Here is a 16,257-nt window from a genome sequence, read left to right as displayed (position 1 = left end):
TAGCGCAGTGCAGTGGATGCTCCCAAACCGGACGCGTGTCAAAGCCCGACAGTGCGTTGCGGCATGCGTTGTAGAGCCTTCGCTCGTCGCCGGTTTTTTTTAGAAGTGCCCAGGCGGGCGCGGGCGACCTATAATGCCGGGTAGTTTTCCGTCCTCTGTACAGGTGTTCCTCTATGAAACGTCCAAGTGGTCGCGTTGCCGATCAGCTCCGCTCGATCCGCATCACCCGCAACTACACCAAACACGCCGAGGGATCTGTACTGGTCGAGTTCGGTGACACCAAGGTGATCTGCACCGTCAGCGTCGAGAACGGCGTGCCGCGTTTCCTCAAGGGCCAGGGCCAAGGGTGGTTGACCGCTGAGTACGGCATGCTGCCGCGCGCCACCGGCGAGCGTAACCAGCGTGAAGCGAGCCGCGGCAAGCAAGGCGGTCGCACCCTGGAAATCCAGCGCCTGATCGGCCGCTCCCTGCGCGCCGCGCTGGACATGTCCAAACTGGGCGATGTGACCCTGTACGTCGATTGCGATGTCATCCAGGCTGACGGCGGTACCCGTACTGCCTCGATCACCGGCGCCATGGTGGCCCTGGTCGATGCACTGAAAGTGATCAAGAAGCGCGGCGGCCTGAAGGGCGGCGATCCACTCAAACAAATGATTGCCGCGGTTTCGGTCGGCATGTACCAGGGCGAGCCGGTATTGGACCTCGACTACCTCGAAGACTCCGCTGCCGAGACCGACCTGAACGTGGTGATGACCAGCACTGGTGGCTTCATCGAGGTCCAGGGCACTGCCGAAGGCGCGCCGTTCCAGCCGGAAGAGCTGACCGCGATGCTCGAGTTGGCGAAGAAAGGCATGGGCGAAATCTTCGCCCTGCAACAAGCCGCGCTGGCGGACTGATAGATCCCGTTGCCGGCAAGGAGAGCGTCATGAGTGATGAGCAACTTCCACTGCCCGTGCCGAGCCGTCAGGTTCGCCAGTGGGCGATGTTCTGCCATCTCTCGGCCTTGCTGGGGATCTGGGTACCCTTTGGTTCTCTGATCGGGCCGCTGATTCTGTGGCAGATGAAGCGGGAAACTGACCCATTCATCGACGATCAGGGCAAAGAGGCACTGAATTTCCAGATCAGCGTGGCCATCGCTTCGGCCATCTGCCTGCTGTTGATGGTAGTGGTAATCGGCTTTTTCCTGTTCGGCCTAGTGGCCATCGGTGCGTTAGTACTGACGATCATTGCCGGGGTGAAAGCCAATGAAGGGGTGCCTTATCGGTATCCGTTCACCTGGCGGTTGATCAAGTAAGCCAGGGCGCTGCCGCTGAAGGAAGCGCGGTCCACTGCAGATAAAGAAAATGCCCCGACCTGTCGGGGCATTTGTTTTTCTGCGGTTGGGTTCTTCTGTCATATTGCTCGATGGCGGCCAGGTAAATAAAACTCATTCCAATAAATGGCTGATATATCAAATATCCAGTTACAAGCTGCAATGCCTTGTAAGCTTGGCAATTGGATTTGACGATTGATAAAGTTGCGCCACGTAATATTCGCTCAGAAATATTTCGATATATTCGGGCCATTGACGGTCGTTGAATTAAAAGCTAGCCGGTGTTGAGACGAATCAACCTGTTCAAGAGGCGTGTCCAGGTAAACAGTTCGCCTCTGGATATATGATAAAGAACTTACAAATGCTTCAGCTCGATTTTTATGGGACGCTTGTCGCCGCTTCTTTAGTGCTGTTATTAGGGCGTGGTCTCGTTGCCCGTTTCGGATTTCTGCGCACTTACAATATTCCTGAACCTGTAGCAGGCGGACTGGTAGTTGCTCTATTTCTTTTGATCTTGCGTGTACTGGATATCGAAGTTCGATTTGATACTTCGCTGCAAACGCCGTTGATGCTGGCGTTTTTTGCCACCATTGGCTTGAGTGCCGACTTCGCGAGTTTGAAGAAAGGTGGCCGGGTGGTGGGGATCTTCCTGCTGGCGGTTACCGGGCTTCTGGTTGTACAAAATGCCATGGGTATCGGACTTGCCAAGGCGCTGGGGCTCGATCCGTTGATGGGCCTGCTGACAGGCTCTATTACATTGGCAGGCGGCCATGGTACCGGCGCTGCGTGGGGGGCGACCTTCAGTGAAAAGTACGGCCTGGCCTCCGCCTCTGAACTGGCGATGGCATCCGCGACCTTTGGCTTGGTGCTGGGCGGCTTGATTGGTGGTCCAGTTGCGCGCCTGCTCATTGGTCGCGTCAAAACTCCGGGTCTAGACCATGGAAAGCCGCAGTGTCCAAAAGGCTTTGAGCAGCCAAACAAGGAGCGTGCAATTACGCCATTTTCGTTTATCGAAACCCTGGCTCTGATTGCGGTCAGTCTTTTGGCGGGTACTCTGCTCAATGGCCTGCTGCTGGGAACTGCGTTTGAGTTGCCGACCTTTGTGTGTGTTTTGTTTGTCGGCGTGCTTTTAAGAAACGGACTTTCAGCGCTTGGCATGTATCAGGTATTTGAGCGTGAAGTTTCTGTGCTGGGAAATGTCAGTTTGTCGCTGTTCCTGGCGATTGCACTTATGTCACTTAAACTGTGGGACCTGGCTGCATTGGCATTGCCGATATTTATCATTCTGGCTGTGCAAACGCTGGTCATGGCACTGTTCGCCATTTTTGTGACGTTCAGGATCATGGGCAGTAATTATGATGCGGCGGTATTGTCGGCAGGGCATTGCGGTTTCGGTCTGGGTGCCACGCCAACGGCCATCGCTAACATGCAAGCGGTAACGCAACGTTACGGCCCTTCGCAGATAGCGTTCCTGGTGGTGCCAATGGTCGGCGCTTTCTTCATCGACATTGTCAATGTCATCGTGATCAAGTTGTATCTGGCGTTGCCGTTTTTTACCGCAGCTTGAAGTGTGGCGCGCGGGAAACACTTGGGTAAAGCGCAAAAAAATGCCCGTATCCTGCGATACGGGCATTTTCGTGATCGTCTTTTAGACCGTCAGTGATCGGCTGCTTAGATCGTCAGCGTCCAGTCATAGTCCACGATCAACGGCGCGTGTTGCGAGAACCGCGGTTGACGTGGCAGGCGTGCGCTGCGCACAAAGCGACGCAGGCCCGGGGTCAGCAACTGATAGTCGAAACGCCAGCCCAGATTGAGCATCTCAGCCTGTTCGTTGTCCGGCCACCAGCTGTACTGATCGCCTTCACGGCTGACTTCGCGCAGGGCGTCGACGTAACCCATGTTACCGACAATCTCGTCCATCCAGGCACGCTCAGGCGCCAGGAAGCCCGGGGATTGCTGGCTGTCTCGCCAGTTCTTGATATCCAGCTTCTGTTGCGCCACGTACAGCGAGCCACAGTAGATGTACTCGCGCCGCTTGCGCCGCTGTTTATCGAGATAACGGGCGAAATCGTCCATTAGCTTGAACTTCTGGTTCAAGTCTTCATCGCCGTTCTGCCCCGAAGGGAGCAGCAAGGTCGCGATGCTGACCTTGTCGAAATCGGCTTGCAGGTAGCGCCCGTAGCGGTCTGCCGTCTCGAAACCGAGACCGCTGATGACCGCCTTCGGTTGCAGCCGCGAATACAAAGCCACACCGCCTTGGGCGGGAACTTCGGCATCGCAGGCATAAAGGAAGTAGCCGTCCAGTTGGAAGGCTGGATCGTCCAGTTCAAAGGCGGAGGCGCGGGTGTCCTGCAAGCAGATGACGTCGGCATTCTGGGCTTGCAGCCAACTGAGCAAACCGCGCTCGACTGCCGCCTGAATACCATTGACGTTCACACTGATGATCCGCATAAATGGCCCCAAAAATCGCGTGCGTGTATGATACACGGCGTCAAGCTAATTAGCTAAATCCGTGGTATTTGGGGTTTTTTGCATGCAAGCGTATCAACGCGATTTCATTCGTTTTGCCATCGATCGCGGCGTTTTGCGCTTCGGTGAGTTCACCCTGAAGTCCGGGCGTACCAGTCCTTACTTCTTCAATGCTGGCCTGTTCAACTCGGGTTCGGCGCTGGCGCAGCTGGGGCGTTTCTACGCCGCGGCCATCGCCGAGAGCGGTATTTCCTTTGATGTTCTGTTTGGCCCGGCCTACAAGGGCATTCCTTTGGCGGCCACCACTGCGGTGGCGCTGGCCGAGCATCACGATCGTGATCTGCCTTGGTGCTTCAACCGCAAGGAAGCCAAGGCCCACGGCGAGGGCGGCAGCCTGGTGGGCGCGCCGTTGACCGGTGAAGTGTTGATCATCGACGACGTGATCACGGCGGGCACGGCAATCCGTGAAGTGATGCAGATCATTGCTTCCCAGGACGGTGCCAAGGCCGCCGGCGTGTTGATTGCGCTGAACCGCCAGGAGCGCGGCAATGGTGAATTGTCGGCGATCCAGGAAGTGGAGCGCGATTTCGGGATTCCGGTGATCAGCATCGTTTCGCTGAACCAGGTGCTGGAATTCCTTGCAGACGATCCGCAGCTCAAGCAGCATCTGCCAGCCGTGGAAGCGTACCGCGCACAGTTCGGCGTTTGACCATAAATCTGTGTGGGGGCGGGCAAGCCCGCTCCCACAGGTTGTTCGCTGAATAAAAAAGACCCCGCTTAGCCAGGCTGAGCGGGGTCTTTTTGTCTGCGCTGTTGCTTACGGACGCTTGCGATTGCTGATCAGGGTGCCGACACCGGTGTCGGTGAAGATTTCCAGCAGGATCGCATTCGGCACGCGACCGTCGATGATCAGCGAGCTACCCACGCCGCCCTGCACCGCTTCGAGTGCGCAACGGATCTTCGGCAGCATGCCGCCGTAAATGGTGCCGTCGGCGATCAGTTCGTCAACTTGCTGGGTGGTCAGGCCGGTCAGGACTTGCCCGGACTTGTCCATCAGGCCGGCGATGTTGGTCAGCAGCATCAGCTTCTCGGCTTTCAGCGCTTCGGCCACCTTGCCGGCCACCAGGTCGGCGTTGATGTTGTAAGACTCGCCATTGTCACCTACGCCGATTGGCGCGATCACCGGAATGAAGTTGCCCTTGACCAACAGGTTCAGCAGTTCGGTGTTGATGCCCGTCACTTCGCCTACCTGACCGATGTCGATGATTTCCGGTTGGGTCATCTCCGGGGTCTGGCGCGTCACGGTGAGCTTCTTCGCACGAATCAGCCCGGCGTCTTTGCCGGTCAGGCCAATGGCGCTGCCACCGTGGCTGTTGATCAGGTTGACGATGCTTTTGTTGACCTGGCCGCCGAGGACCATTTCTACCACGTCCATGGTCGCAGCATCGGTGACGCGCATGCCGTCGACAAAGTGGCTTTCAATCGACAGGCGCTTGAGCAGATCACCGATCTGCGGGCCGCCGCCGTGAACGACCACCGGGTTGATACCCACGGCTTTCATCAAGACGATGTCGCGGGCGAAGCCGGTTTTCAGCTCCTCGCTTTCCATCGCGTTGCCGCCGTATTTGATCACCAGGGTCTTGCCGACATAACGTCGGATGTAGGGCAACGCTTCGGACAGGACCTGGGCGGTGTGGGCGGCGGCTTCGCGTTCGAGGGTCATTCAGGGCTCCGGGTGAATCAGAACGGTAGTTGGAGATCAGGTGCAACACGCTTCAGTTGGGTGTGGAACACATCCTTGATGCGCTGCAATTCAGCCTCGTCATCGGCCTCGAAGCGCAGTACCAGCACCGGTGTGGTGTTGGAGGCGCGTACCAGGCCCCAGCCTTTGGCATAGTCGACTCGCACACCGTCAATGGTGGTCAGGTCGGCACCGTCGCCCCACTGGGCGTCGTGCAGTGCATCAATGATGCTGAATTTGCTCTCTTCGGTCACATGGATATTGATTTCCGGCGTGGAAATATCGTTCGGGAAGGTCGCGAACAGCTCTTCAGCGCTGGATTTTTCCTGGCTGAGGATTTCCAGCAGGCGTGCGGCGCTGTAGATGCCGTCGTCGAAACCGAACCAACGCTCCTTGAAGAAGATATGGCCGCTCATTTCGCCGGCCAGCAAAGCGCCGGACTGCTTCATTTTCTTTTTGATCAGCGAGTGACCGGTCTTCCACATCAGCGACTGGCCGCCATATTCCTTGATCAGCGGGATCAGACGGCGGGTGCATTTGACGTCGAAAATAATCTGCGCATCCGGATTGCGGGCCAGCACGTCGCGAGCAAACAGCATCAGCAGACGATCAGGGAAGACGATGGTCCCGGTGTTGGTCACCACACCGACGCGGTCGCCGTCGCCGTCGAAGGCCAAGCCGATGTCAGCTTGGGTTTCCTTGACCTTGGCAATCAAATCGACCAGGTTTTCCGGTTTACCCGGGTCCGGGTGGTGGTTGGGGAAATTGCCGTCGACCTCGCAGAACAACGGAATGACTTCGCAATTCAGCGCTTCGATCAATTGCGGGGCAATGACGCCCGCGGCGCCGTTACCGCAATCGACCACCACTTTCAGACGTCGGTCCAGCTTGATGTCCTGGACGACTTCAGTGGTATAGCGGTCGAGGATTTCAACCCGTGTCACGCTGCCCTGACCGCTGGTCAGATTGTTGGTTTTCAGGCGCTCGTGCAGCGCCTGGATTTGCTCATTGGCCAAGGTGTCGCCGGCAATGACGATCTTGAAACCGTTGTAGTTCGACGGGTTGTGGCTGCCAGTGAGCATCACCCCGGACTTGCCGGCCAGCACGTTGGCGGCGTAGTACAGCGCGGGTGTCGGCACGAGGCCGACGTCGCTGACATGGCAACCGCTTTCAGCGATGCCGCGGATCAGTTCGGCAACCAGCTCGGGGCCGGACAAACGACCATCACGGCCGACGGAAATGTTCGGCTCGCCTTGGGCCAGGCTCTGCGAGCCGATGGCGCGGCCGATCCAGTAGGCGGTTTCGGCATTGAGGAATTCAGGCACCGTGCCGCGAATGTCGTAGGCGCGGAAGATGCTGTCGGGTAGCGTCGGGGCGACAGGGGCGGGGCTGCTCATCTGCACAAATGCTCCATCTCGAAAGTGGCGGGACACGCCGGCGATTCAATTCGACGGCAGGCTCAAACTGAAGGGTATGACGGCGTTTTCCACCCAGAGTTCGTGGTATGAAAGGGCCATGACGCCTTGTCTGGCGTGGCTTTGGCTCGCCAATGCCTTGAATTTCGGCGCTAAACCTTGCAGATGACAATCTGAAATTCATGGCGAGGAATGCCTGCTCGCCATGACGGGTTTTTCCCGGTTACTGGGTCCCGGAGTGGCCGAAACCGCCAGCGCCGCGCTCGGTTTCAACGAATTCCTCAACCATTTCGAAGTGCGCTTGCACAACCGGCACCAACACCAGCTGCGCCAGGCGCTCGCCGACGGTCATGGTGAAATCAGTCTGGCCACGGTTCCAGCAGGACACCATCAGCGGGCCCTGGTAGTCGGAGTCGATCAGGCCAACCAGGTTGCCCAGTACGATGCCGTGTTTGTGGCCCAGGCCCGAACGCGGAAGGATCAGTGCCGCCAGGCCCGGATCGCCGATGTACACCGACAGGCCGGTGGGGATCAGCAGGGTTTCACCCGGTTTGATCACCGTGTCCTGGTCCAGCATGGCCCGCAGGTCAAGGCCGGCGGAGCCAGGGGTGGCGTACTGGGGCAGCGGGAATTCGCGGCCGATGCGTGGGTCGAGGATTTTGGCTTGCAAAGCGTGCATACGAGTTAAACCTGGTTCAGACGTTCGGCGATAAAAGTGATCAGCTGGCGGGCAATCTTGCCCTTGCTGGTCTGGGCGAAAAGGGTGGCTTGCAGTTCACGGTCGATCACGCTGCAAGCGTTTTCCTCGCTGTTGAAGCCAATGCTGGGGTTGGCCACGTCATTGGCGACGATCAAGTCGAGGTTCTTGTCCTTGAGCTTGCGTGCGGCGTAATCGAGCAGGTGTTCGGTCTCGGCGGCGAAGCCGACGCTGAACGGACGATCGGGGCGGGTGGAAATGGTGGCCAGAATGTCTGGGTTACGCACCATTTGCAGGACAAAACCATCGCCGGTCGTAGGGTCTTTCTTGAGTTTTTGTGGCGCAACGACTTCCGGGCGGTAGTCTGCAACCGCGGCGGAGGCAATAAACAGGTCACACGGGATCGCGGCTTCACAGGCGGCGAGCATGTCGCGAGCGCTGACCACATCGATGCGCGTGACTCGATCTGGCGTCGGCAAATGCACCGGACCGGTGATCAAGGTGACGCGGGCGCCCGCTTCGACAGCGGCTTCAGCCAGGGCGAAACCCATTTTTCCGGAGCTGTGGTTGGTGATGTAGCGCACCGGATCGATGTTTTCCTGGGTCGGGCCGGCGGTGATCAGGACGTGGCGGCCGGTCAATGCCTGGCGCTGGAAGCAGTCGGCGGCACATTGGGCCAGGTCATCGGCTTCCATCATGCGGCCCATGCCCACGTCGCCGCAGGCCTGGCTACCTGACGCCGGGCCGAAGACCTTGAGACCCCGGCTCTCGAGCAATTGGGTATTGGCCTGGGTAGCCGGGTCGCGCCACATGGCCTGGTTCATGGCGGGTGCCAAGGCGACGATGGCGTCGGTGGCCAGTACCAGGGTGGTCAGCAGGTCGTTGGCGATGCCCTGGGCCAGGCGGGCGATCACGTCCGCGGTGGCCGGTGCGATCAGCACCAGGTCTGCCCATTTGGCCAGTTCGATGTGGCCCATCGCGGCTTCGGCGGCCGGGTCCAGCAGGTCCAGGTGCACCGGGTGCCCGGAGAGCGCCTGCATGGTTAGCGGGGTAATGAACTCGCTGCCGCCACGGGTCATGACCACGCGCACTTCTGCGCCCTGGTCGATCAGGCGGCGAACCAGTTCGGCGCTCTTGTAGGCCGCAATGCCGCCGCCGACGCCCAGAACGATGCGTTTCCGATACAGCCGCTGCATAGGTCTGCCTTTCATTTCGTTGATGACTGCATGGCGAAACCCCCTCCCCAGGGTGAAATCGCCTGCAAAAAAGATGGGCTACGATATCACAGCGACCGCAACGGAACAGCGGCGCCCACATACAGGGAGGTGCTATGAGCATTCGGGATTGGCCGGCGACGGAACGGCCGCGAGAGAAACTTCTGGAACTGGGTTCGGCGAGCCTGTCGGACGCTGAGCTTCTGGCTATTTTCCTGCGCACCGGGGTCGCTGGGAAAAGTGCCGTCGACCTTGCGCGGCACCTGCTGAAGCAATTTGGCAGCCTGCGCAGTCTGTTCGAGGCGGACCAGCAGGCATTCGCCAGCCAGTTGGGGCTGGGCCCGGCAAAGTTCGCCCAGTTGCAGGCAGTGCTCGAGATGGCTCGCCGTCACCTGGCGGAGCGCTTGAGCCTTGAATCGGTGCTCAAGAGTCCGGATGACGTGCGCAACTACCTCAAAGCCATGTTGCGGCACGAGCCGCATGAGGTGTTTGGCTGTCTGTTTCTGGATACCCGGCATCGGGTGCTGGCATTCGAGACGCTGTTTCGCGGTTCGATCGATAACACCAGCGTCCATCCACGCCAGGTGGTCAAGCGCGCATTGGCACACAACGCGGCAGCATTGATCCTGTGCCACAACCATCCTTCCGGGCATGCGGAGGCCAGCCAGGCTGACCGAATGCTCACCAAGCGCCTGCAGGAGGCGCTGGAGCTGGTTGACGTGCGGGTGCTTGACCACTTTATCGTGGGAGACGGTGATCCCTTGTCGATGGCCGAATACGGCTGGATGTGAGCGCCGAGCCCCCTGTAATCGGAGCGAGCCTGCTCGCGATCAACGCACACAAGATGACTGAAACGACGCCATCGCGAGCAGGCTTGCTCCTACAGGTTCTGCGGGTTACTTGATATTGACCTTGGAAAAGTCCTGGCGGCCAAACGGGCTGACTTGATAACCCTGAACGTCCTTGCGCGTCAGGGCATAGGCAGTAGGGTGGGCCAGTGGCAGCCAAAGGGCCTGCTGATGAATCTGCGCCTGGGCCTGTTCATAGAGCTTGCTGCGCACGCCTTGCTCGGTGGTGGTCTTGCCGGCGCTGATCAGCTTATCCAGGCCTTGGTCGCAATACCGCGCAAAGTTGGTACCCGACTTGACTGCGGCGCAGGAAAATTGCGGTGTCAGGAAGTTGTCCGGGTCACCGTTGTCGCCGGCCCAACCCATGAACAGCAGATCATGCTCGCCGGCCTTGGCGCGACGAATCAACTCGCCCCATTCGATCACGCGGATTTCTGCCTGAATGCCGATTTCCGCCAGGTCAGCCTGCAGCAGTTGGGCGCCCAGGCTCGGGTTGGGATTGAGCAGACTGCCGGAGGGGCGCGTCCAGATGGTGGTCTGGAAACCCTCCTTGAGGCCGGCCTTGGTCATCAACGCTCGAGCCTTGGCCAGGTCTTTGGGATAGTCGGGCAGGTCTTTGGCATAGCTCCAGGTATTGGGCGGGTAAGGCCCGTTTGCGGCTTGCGCAGTGTCTTCGAAGACTGCCTTCAGATAGCTCGGCTTGTCGAACGCGAGGTTGATCGCCTGGCGCACTTCCGGCTTGTCCAGAGGTGGGTGAGTGCTGTTGATCGCCACGAAGGCGGTCATGAACGCCGGCGTGCTCTCGACCTTGAGGGTGGGCTCCTGGGTGGCGGCCTGGACATCCAGCGGTTTGGGCGACAGGGCAATCTGGCACTCGTTACGCCGCAGTTTTTGCAGGCGCACGTTGGCATCCGGGGTGATAGCGAATATCAGGGGATCGACTGCAGGCTTGCCCGCGAAGTAGTCGCGGTTGGCCTTGTAGCGAATTGAAGCGTCTTTCTGGAAGCGCGCAAAAACGAAGGGGCCGGTGCCGATCGGTTGGCTATTGAGCTTTTCCGGGGTGCCGGCCTTGAGTAACTGATCCGCGTATTCCGCCGAATAGATTGAAGCGAAGCCCATGCTCAGGGTCGCGAGGAAGGTTGAATCGGCGTGGTCAAGAGTGAAGCGCACGGTCAGCGGGTCAAGGGCGTCGATTTTCTTGATCAATGCGGGCAGCTGCATCGACTGGGCATGGGGGAAGCCGCTTTGGGCGACTTTGTGCCAGGGGTTGGCCGGATCGAGCATGCGATCAAAGCTGAATTTCACGTCTTCAGCGGTCATTTCGCGGGTCGGACTGAAATAGTCGGTGCGGTGAAACTTAACCTGCGGGTGCAGTTTGAACACGTACGTCAGGCCATCGGCCGAGACTTCCCAGCTGTCGGCCAGGCTCGGGATCACCTTGGCGCTGCGGGTGTCAAAGTCCACGAGGCGATTCATCAATACGTCGGCCGATGCGTTGGTGGTGGTCAGCGAATTGTATTGAACGACATCGAAGCCCTCCGGGCTGGCCTCGGTGCAGACGCTCAGGGCGGCAGCCTGGGCCAGTGGGCTCAGCAAGAGTGGGGCGAGCAACAGCGGTAGGGCAGCGAGGCGCATGTGTGGATTCCTTTGCAGATCGAAGGCCCATCTGCGAGTGCAGTCTGGAAAAGGCTTACCCTAGTGGCCTGTCTTGCAAATGACTATCCCCTTTTTCAATTTGTCGGTGCTTCTAATAGGCGGGCAAGGTCCCGCCATGCTGCGAATTAGCGTAAAGTAGCGCCGGTGTAGCTTGAGGGTGAGCCGCTTTGTCGATGTTCTGCGACGAGTGGTCTTTCCCACTGATAGCCTTTATCCAAAGCGCCTGGCGCCGTAAAACCGGGCTTTTGGAAAACTCTATTTACACCAATAGTTGTTGCCCTGAGGTCTTTCTGGTATAAAGCAGCGCTCTTTTCTAGGGGCCCGGTTCCTTCACTGTAGGTGTAGCCGGTAAGACCTCTAAAGAAACGCGGCGCCTGGCGCCACAATGACTAGAGATTAAGCGGCCAACCCATGCCGGGTTGGGCATGTGGTTTTAGAGGGCTGAGGCATGTCTAGAGTATGTCAAGTTACCGGTAAGGGTCCGGTAACCGGGAATAACATTTCCCACGCAAACAACAAAACCCGTCGTCGTTTCCTGCCGAACCTGCAGCATCACCGCTTTTGGGTTGAAGAAGAGAAACGTTTCGTGCGTCTGCGCGTATCCGCCAAAGGCATGCGTATCATCGACAAGCGCGGCATCAGCGTCGTGCTGGCCGAACTTCGTCGCGATGGCAAGGTTTAAGGGAGCTAATCATGCGTGAATTGATTCGTTTGATCTCGAGCGCCGGTACTGGTCACTTCTACACTACCGACAAGAACAAGCGTACTACCCCGGACAAAATCGAGATCAAGAAATATGATCCGGTTGTTCGCAAGCACGTGATCTACAAGGAAGGCAAAATCAAGTAATTGATTTTTCCCTCTTACGAAAAAGGCCCGTATCGCGAGATACGGGCCTTTTTTGTTGCGCCGCGAACAGCCGTCAGGCAGTCAACCGCACTGAATGCTGACGATGACTCTGTCGGCATTGGTCAGCAGGCTGATGCGATTCGGCACTCGCTTGCGATCCGAGGCATAGCGCGGGCCGGTGACCCTTACCGGTGCGCCATTGGCCCTGGCGCGAACCTCTTCGAGCAGTTGCGGGGTGAACGTCTGGCCTACTGTGTATTGGGCGATCGAAACATCGCACAGGTCTTGTGTATCAGGCATTGTGCCTCCTTGCAGGTTTCGGGTGGCGGACATCCTGTGCGCTCCCGTGCTGATATGGAAAAAGGCCCGTCTCACGAGAGGCGGGCCTTTTTCATTGTGCGCTTAGCGGTGCAACGCGTCTCAACCGAAGCGGAATGCTTCAATGTTGCCGCTGGCATTGGCAACGATATGAATGCGCGCAGCATCCATCTCTTTGGTCGCGACTTCGCCGGCACCTACAACGCGGTCACGGCCGGTCAGTTGGCTGACAGTAGCCTTCACGGAAGTGGTGTAAGGCTGGCCGATCAGGTGTTGCAGTGCTTGCAGTGCTTGTTCGTTGGTCATGTTCATTATTCCATTAATGAAGTGAGATGTCCGAATGGACAGGGCAATCCTCCTCCGGAAAATGACCCGCGATGCGGTAAATAGTTAGGCTTTTGCCTCAAACGCCACATAGATCTTGCGGCAGTGTTCCAGCACTTCCCAGGTGCCTTTGAAGCCGGCGGGGATGACAAACCGATCGCCAACGCGCAGGGTCTTCGCATTGCCGTCCTGGTCGCGCAGAACAGAAACGCCCTGGACGATTTCGCAGTATTCATGCTCGGTGAAATTCACCGTCCATTGGCCGACCGCACCCTCCCACACCCCGGCGTTCAACTGCCCACAAGGGCTGTTGTAATGGTTGAAGACGGTCTGCTCCGGATCGCCCTTGAGGACTTTGGCCGGATCCGGGCGATAGCGCTCGGCGGCAGTGGTGGCTTGGCTGAAGTCGACGATGTCCTGGATGCTCATTCTTGTAATCCCCCGTGAATGCGACGCGAGTGGTTGGAAAACGCCGAGTCTATGTTTATTAAAATGAACATCGCAAGGCCGTTTGTTGAGCATTTGTCAAATATATTGAAACTTGAGGTGCGGCTGGTTTAGGGTGGTGGGTGCCTCGGGCCGATTACAGGCTGGCCGGGCCCAATTCCTGACAGCGTCCGCGAACAGTGTGGGCGACGTATTCAATAAGAGGAGGACACTCGCATGACCACCCTGACTCGTGCCGACTGGGAACAACGTGCCCGCGACCTGAAAATCGAAGGCCGCGCCTACATCAATGGCGAATACACCGATGCGGTCTCCAGCGAGACATTCGAGTGCATCAGCCCGGTCGATGGTCGTCTGCTGGGCAAGATCGCCAGCTGTGACGCCGCCGATGCCCAGCGCGCCGTGGAAAACGCTCGCGCCACGTTCAACTCCGGCGTCTGGTCGCGCCTGGCGCCGGCCAAGCGCAAATCCACCATGATCCGTTTTGCCGGCCTGCTCAAGCAGCACGCCGAAGAGCTGGCTTTGCTTGAAACCCTGGACATGGGCAAGCCCATCAGCGACTCCCTGTACATCGACGTTCCCGGCGCAGCCCAGGCGCTGAGCTGGAGCGGCGAGGCCATCGACAAGATCTACGACGAAGTGGCCGCAACCCCTCATGATCAGTTGGGCCTGGTGACCCGCGAGCCGGTAGGCGTGGTTGGCGCCATCGTGCCGTGGAACTTCCCGTTGATGATGGCGTGCTGGAAGCTGGGTCCGGCGCTGTCCACCGGTAACTCGGTGATCCTCAAACCGTCCGAAAAATCGCCGCTGACCGCCATCCGTATCGCCGCACTGGCTGTCGAAGCGGGCATCCCGAAAGGCGTGCTCAACGTGCTGCCAGGCTACGGTCACACCGTCGGCAAGGCGCTCGCCCTGCACATGGACGTCGATACCCTGGTATTCACCGGTTCGACCAAGATCGCCAAGCAACTGATGGTCTATTCCGGTGAGTCGAACATGAAGCGGGTGTGGCTGGAAGCCGGTGGCAAAAGCCCGAACATCGTGTTCGCCGATGCGCCGGACCTGCAAGCCGCTGCCGAGTCCGCAGCCGGCGCCATCGCGTTCAACCAGGGCGAGGTGTGCACCGCCGGTTCGCGCCTGCTGGTGGAGCGTTCGATCAAGGACAAATTCCTGCCGCTGGTGATCGAGGCGCTGAAAACCTGGAAGCCGGGCAATCCGCTGGATCCGTCCACTACCGTGGGTGCGCTGGTCGATACCCAGCAAATGAATACCGTCCTGTCCTACATCGAGTCCGGGCACAGCGATGGCGCCAAACTGGTTGCCGGCGGCAAGCGTATCCTCGAGGAAACCGGTGGTACCTACGTCGAGCCGACCATTTTCGACGGCGTGAGCAACGCGATGAAAATCGCCCAGGAAGAAATCTTCGGCCCAGTGCTGTCGGTGATTACTTTCGACAGCGCCGAAGAAGCCGTTGCGATCGCCAACGACACTCCTTACGGCCTGGCCGCAGCGGTATGGACTCAGGACATCTCCAAGGCACACCTGACCGCCAAGGCCCTGCGCGCCGGTAGCGTGTGGGTCAACCAGTACGATGGCGGCGACATGACCGCACCGTTCGGCGGCTTCAAGCAGTCGGGCAACGGCCGTGACAAGTCGCTGCACGCGTTCGACAAGTACACCGAACTGAAGGCGACCTGGATCAAGCTGTAACGCCTCTGGCGGGCGTTCGACGCCCGCCTTGATCCACTCGCAGCCGGGCTCTTCGCAAGAAGGTCCGGCTGTGTTGTCTCTGCCATAAAAATTATCCACAGGAGCGTGGAACATGCGTTGGGGCACCTATTTCGCCGTTTTGGCGTCAGTCCTTAGTGTCGGCCTGGCCCTGGGCGTTAGCATGCCGCTGGTGTCTTTCCGCCTGGAAAGCTGGGGCTATGGCTCGTTTGCGATCGGGGTCATGGCGGCCATGCCGGCGGTGGGGGTGCTGCTGGGGGCGAAAGTCTCCAGTCGCTTGGCAGCCCGGCTGGGCACTGCCAACCTGATGCGCCTGTGTTTGTGGGCCGGCGCGCTGTCCATCGGCTTGCTGGCACTGCTGCCCAGCTACCCGGTGTGGCTGCTGCTACGGCTGATGATTGGGGTCATCCTGACCATCGTGTTCATTCTCGGTGAAAGCTGGATCAATCAATTGGTGGTCGAGCAATGGCGCGGCCGCCTGGTAGCGCTGTATGGCTGCAGTTACGCCTTGAGCCAATTGGCCGGTCCGCTGTTGCTGGGGGTGTTGGGCACTGCCAACGATATGGGGTTCTGGGTCGGCGTCGCGTTGCTGATGATTTCACCGTTGGTGCTGTTGGGGCGCAGCGGTGCACCGAGCAGTGAGGCGATGAGCGTGACTTTCAGGGACTTGCTGGGATTTTGCCGCGGCCTGCCAGCGATTGCCTGGGGGGTGTCGTTATTCGCGGCCTTCGAGGCGATGATTCTTACTTTGTTGCCGGTATATTGCCTGCAACAGGGGTTCACTGAGCAAGTCGCCCTGGCGATGGTCAGCACAGTGGTCGTAGGGGATGCATTGCTGCAGTTGCCAATTGGTGCCTTGGCGGACTATCTGTCGCGACGCGCCTTGTTCACCGGCTGTGCGGTGATCCTCATGCTCTCGAGCCTGGCGATTCCGATGCTGCTCGATACTCTGCTGATCTGGCCGCTGTGGGTATTGTTCGGGGCCAGCGCCGGCGGGCTGTTCACCTTGTCGCTGATCCTGATTGGCGAGCGTTACCGTGACGATGCCCTGGTGCGTGCCAACGCCCATGTCGCACAACTGTGGGGTATCGGTTGCCTGATCGGGCCGCTCGCTGCGGGCGCTGGCAGCCAGTGGGTCAGCGGCCACGCCTTGCCGCTGTTGATGGCGGCGGGGGCCTTTGGTCTGGTGATCCTGCTAGTGCGTCAGGGCGCGTTTGGTGAGGCGCAGCCGGCCTGAGG

The 16,257-nt window shown here is 59.1% G+C and carries 17 protein-coding genes and 1 pseudogene; 9 read left to right on the top strand and 9 right to left on the bottom strand.

Annotated features, from left to right (window positions below):
• The first annotated feature begins 173 nt into the window (after window positions 1–173).
• The 3 genes from rph to gltS all read left to right on the top strand — a co-directional run bounded on the left by rph (window position 174) and on the right by gltS (window position 2,879).
• The gene (gene rph, locus KW062_RS00160; RefSeq protein WP_027616812.1) at window positions 174–896 is read left to right on the top strand and encodes a ribonuclease PH; all 723 of its coding nucleotides are present in this window, start codon (window positions 174–176) and stop codon (window positions 894–896) included.
• 29 nt (window positions 897–925) lie between these two features.
• Complete coding sequence (locus KW062_RS00155; RefSeq protein ID WP_027616813.1) at window positions 926–1,294, top strand: DUF4870 domain-containing protein; 369 nt, start codon at window positions 926–928, stop codon at window positions 1,292–1,294.
• A 379-nt stretch (window positions 1,295–1,673) separates the two neighbouring features.
• Window positions 1,674–2,879: a sodium/glutamate symporter gene (gene gltS, locus KW062_RS00150; protein ID WP_105753568.1), complete on the top strand. Its 1,206-nt coding sequence runs from the start codon at window positions 1,674–1,676 to the stop codon at window positions 2,877–2,879.
• A 104-nt stretch (window positions 2,880–2,983) separates the two neighbouring features.
• On the opposite strand, the gene KW062_RS00145 is transcribed toward gltS, so the two are convergent.
• A complete protein-coding gene (locus KW062_RS00145) occupies window positions 2,984–3,763 on the bottom strand; it encodes an exodeoxyribonuclease III (RefSeq protein ID WP_003176915.1) in 780 nt (259 codons plus the stop codon).
• Between the two features lie 82 nt (window positions 3,764–3,845).
• Between KW062_RS00145 and pyrE the strand changes: the two genes are divergently transcribed.
• The gene (gene pyrE, locus KW062_RS00140) at window positions 3,846–4,490 is read left to right on the top strand and encodes an orotate phosphoribosyltransferase (RefSeq protein WP_027616815.1); all 645 of its coding nucleotides are present in this window, start codon (window positions 3,846–3,848) and stop codon (window positions 4,488–4,490) included.
• A gap of 108 nt (window positions 4,491–4,598) precedes the next feature.
• Here pyrE and argB read toward each other — a convergent pair whose 3' ends face one another.
• The 4 genes and pseudogenes from argB to coaBC form a co-directional block, all read right to left on the bottom strand.
• Window positions 4,599–5,504, bottom strand: a complete 906-nt coding sequence (gene argB, locus KW062_RS00135; RefSeq protein ID WP_027616816.1) for an acetylglutamate kinase — start codon at window positions 5,502–5,504, stop codon at window positions 4,599–4,601.
• Window positions 5,505–5,521: 17 nt separating this feature from the next.
• A pseudogene (locus KW062_RS00130) lies at window positions 5,522–6,898 on the bottom strand (phosphomannomutase/phosphoglucomutase); the annotation flags it as partial.
• Window positions 6,899–7,160: 262 nt separating this feature from the next.
• Window positions 7,161–7,616 carry a dUTP diphosphatase gene (gene dut, locus KW062_RS00125; RefSeq protein ID WP_027616818.1) on the bottom strand — a complete coding sequence of 152 codons (456 nt, stop codon included), beginning with the start codon at window positions 7,614–7,616 and terminating at the stop codon, window positions 7,161–7,163.
• Window positions 7,617–7,621: 5 nt separating this feature from the next.
• Window positions 7,622–8,830 carry a bifunctional phosphopantothenoylcysteine decarboxylase/phosphopantothenate--cysteine ligase CoaBC gene (gene coaBC / locus KW062_RS00120; RefSeq protein WP_027616819.1) on the bottom strand — a complete coding sequence of 403 codons (1,209 nt, stop codon included), beginning with the start codon at window positions 8,828–8,830 and terminating at the stop codon, window positions 7,622–7,624.
• A 134-nt stretch (window positions 8,831–8,964) separates the two neighbouring features.
• Between coaBC and radC the strand changes: the two genes are divergently transcribed.
• Window positions 8,965–9,639 (top strand): RadC family protein, encoded by a 675-nt coding sequence (gene radC / locus KW062_RS00115; protein ID WP_105753570.1) that lies wholly within the window; start codon window positions 8,965–8,967, stop codon window positions 9,637–9,639.
• 105 nt (window positions 9,640–9,744) lie between these two features.
• Here the strand turns inward: radC and KW062_RS00110 are convergent, their stop codons facing one another.
• Window positions 9,745–11,331 carry an ABC transporter substrate-binding protein gene (locus KW062_RS00110; protein ID WP_105753571.1) on the bottom strand — a complete coding sequence of 529 codons (1,587 nt, stop codon included), beginning with the start codon at window positions 11,329–11,331 and terminating at the stop codon, window positions 9,745–9,747.
• 469 nt (window positions 11,332–11,800) lie between these two features.
• Between KW062_RS00110 and rpmB the strand changes: the two genes are divergently transcribed.
• The gene (gene rpmB / locus KW062_RS00105; RefSeq protein WP_003177273.1) at window positions 11,801–12,034 is read left to right on the top strand and encodes a 50S ribosomal protein L28; all 234 of its coding nucleotides are present in this window, start codon (window positions 11,801–11,803) and stop codon (window positions 12,032–12,034) included.
• 11 nt (window positions 12,035–12,045) lie between these two features.
• Window positions 12,046–12,201 carry a 50S ribosomal protein L33 gene (gene rpmG, locus KW062_RS00100; protein WP_003177274.1) on the top strand — a complete coding sequence of 52 codons (156 nt, stop codon included), beginning with the start codon at window positions 12,046–12,048 and terminating at the stop codon, window positions 12,199–12,201.
• Between the two features lie 81 nt (window positions 12,202–12,282).
• Here rpmG and KW062_RS00095 read toward each other — a convergent pair whose 3' ends face one another.
• From KW062_RS00095 to KW062_RS00085, 3 genes are all read right to left on the bottom strand, one after another.
• Window positions 12,283–12,501, bottom strand: coding sequence for an I78 family peptidase inhibitor (locus tag KW062_RS00095; RefSeq protein WP_027616822.1), 219 nt, complete (start codon window positions 12,499–12,501; stop codon window positions 12,283–12,285).
• A gap of 120 nt (window positions 12,502–12,621) precedes the next feature.
• Complete coding sequence (locus KW062_RS00090; protein WP_027616823.1) at window positions 12,622–12,825, bottom strand: I78 family peptidase inhibitor; 204 nt, start codon at window positions 12,823–12,825, stop codon at window positions 12,622–12,624.
• 84 nt (window positions 12,826–12,909) lie between these two features.
• Window positions 12,910–13,272 carry a cupin domain-containing protein gene (locus KW062_RS00085; RefSeq protein WP_027616824.1) on the bottom strand — a complete coding sequence of 121 codons (363 nt, stop codon included), beginning with the start codon at window positions 13,270–13,272 and terminating at the stop codon, window positions 12,910–12,912.
• A 234-nt stretch (window positions 13,273–13,506) separates the two neighbouring features.
• Between KW062_RS00085 and KW062_RS00080 the strand changes: the two genes are divergently transcribed.
• On the top strand, window positions 13,507–15,000 hold the full coding sequence (locus tag KW062_RS00080) for an aldehyde dehydrogenase (protein WP_105753572.1): 1,494 nt from the start codon (window positions 13,507–13,509) through the stop codon (window positions 14,998–15,000).
• 112 nt (window positions 15,001–15,112) lie between these two features.
• Window positions 15,113–16,255: an MFS transporter gene (locus KW062_RS00075; protein WP_105753573.1), complete on the top strand. Its 1,143-nt coding sequence runs from the start codon at window positions 15,113–15,115 to the stop codon at window positions 16,253–16,255.
• Window positions 16,256–16,257 lie beyond the last annotated feature (2 nt).

Source organism: Pseudomonas fluorescens (assembly GCF_019212185.1).
GTDB lineage: Bacteria > Pseudomonadota > Gammaproteobacteria > Pseudomonadales > Pseudomonadaceae > Aquipseudomonas.
The sequence above is the reverse complement of the archived record's forward strand: the minus strand, read 5'-3'. Positions and strand labels throughout refer to the sequence as shown.

Bases quoted from the DNA above. Each gene is read 5' to 3' on its own strand.
- rph (WP_027616812.1), top strand. From the start codon at position 174: ATGAAACGTCCAAGTGGTCGCGTTGCCGATCAGCTCCGCTCGATCCGC.
- KW062_RS00155 (WP_027616813.1), top strand. From the start codon at position 926: ATGAGTGATGAGCAACTTCCACTGCCCGTGCCGAGCCGTCAGGTTCGC.
- gltS (WP_105753568.1), top strand. From the start codon at position 1,674: ATGCTTCAGCTCGATTTTTATGGGACGCTTGTCGCCGCTTCTTTAGTG.
- KW062_RS00145 (WP_003176915.1), bottom strand. From the start codon at position 3,763: ATGCGGATCATCAGTGTGAACGTCAATGGTATTCAGGCGGCAGTCGAG.
- pyrE (WP_027616815.1), top strand. From the start codon at position 3,846: ATGCAAGCGTATCAACGCGATTTCATTCGTTTTGCCATCGATCGCGGC.
- argB (WP_027616816.1), bottom strand. From the start codon at position 5,504: ATGACCCTCGAACGCGAAGCCGCCGCCCACACCGCCCAGGTCCTGTCC.
- dut (WP_027616818.1), bottom strand. From the start codon at position 7,616: ATGCACGCTTTGCAAGCCAAAATCCTCGACCCACGCATCGGCCGCGAA.
- coaBC (WP_027616819.1), bottom strand. From the start codon at position 8,830: ATGCAGCGGCTGTATCGGAAACGCATCGTTCTGGGCGTCGGCGGCGGC.
- radC (WP_105753570.1), top strand. From the start codon at position 8,965: ATGAGCATTCGGGATTGGCCGGCGACGGAACGGCCGCGAGAGAAACTT.
- KW062_RS00110 (WP_105753571.1), bottom strand. From the start codon at position 11,331: ATGCGCCTCGCTGCCCTACCGCTGTTGCTCGCCCCACTCTTGCTGAGC.
- rpmB (WP_003177273.1), top strand. From the start codon at position 11,801: ATGTCTAGAGTATGTCAAGTTACCGGTAAGGGTCCGGTAACCGGGAAT.
- rpmG (WP_003177274.1), top strand. From the start codon at position 12,046: ATGCGTGAATTGATTCGTTTGATCTCGAGCGCCGGTACTGGTCACTTC.
- KW062_RS00095 (WP_027616822.1), bottom strand. From the start codon at position 12,501: ATGCCTGATACACAAGACCTGTGCGATGTTTCGATCGCCCAATACACA.
- KW062_RS00090 (WP_027616823.1), bottom strand. From the start codon at position 12,825: ATGACCAACGAACAAGCACTGCAAGCACTGCAACACCTGATCGGCCAG.
- KW062_RS00085 (WP_027616824.1), bottom strand. From the start codon at position 13,272: ATGAGCATCCAGGACATCGTCGACTTCAGCCAAGCCACCACTGCCGCC.
- KW062_RS00080 (WP_105753572.1), top strand. From the start codon at position 13,507: ATGACCACCCTGACTCGTGCCGACTGGGAACAACGTGCCCGCGACCTG.
- KW062_RS00075 (WP_105753573.1), top strand. From the start codon at position 15,113: ATGCGTTGGGGCACCTATTTCGCCGTTTTGGCGTCAGTCCTTAGTGTC.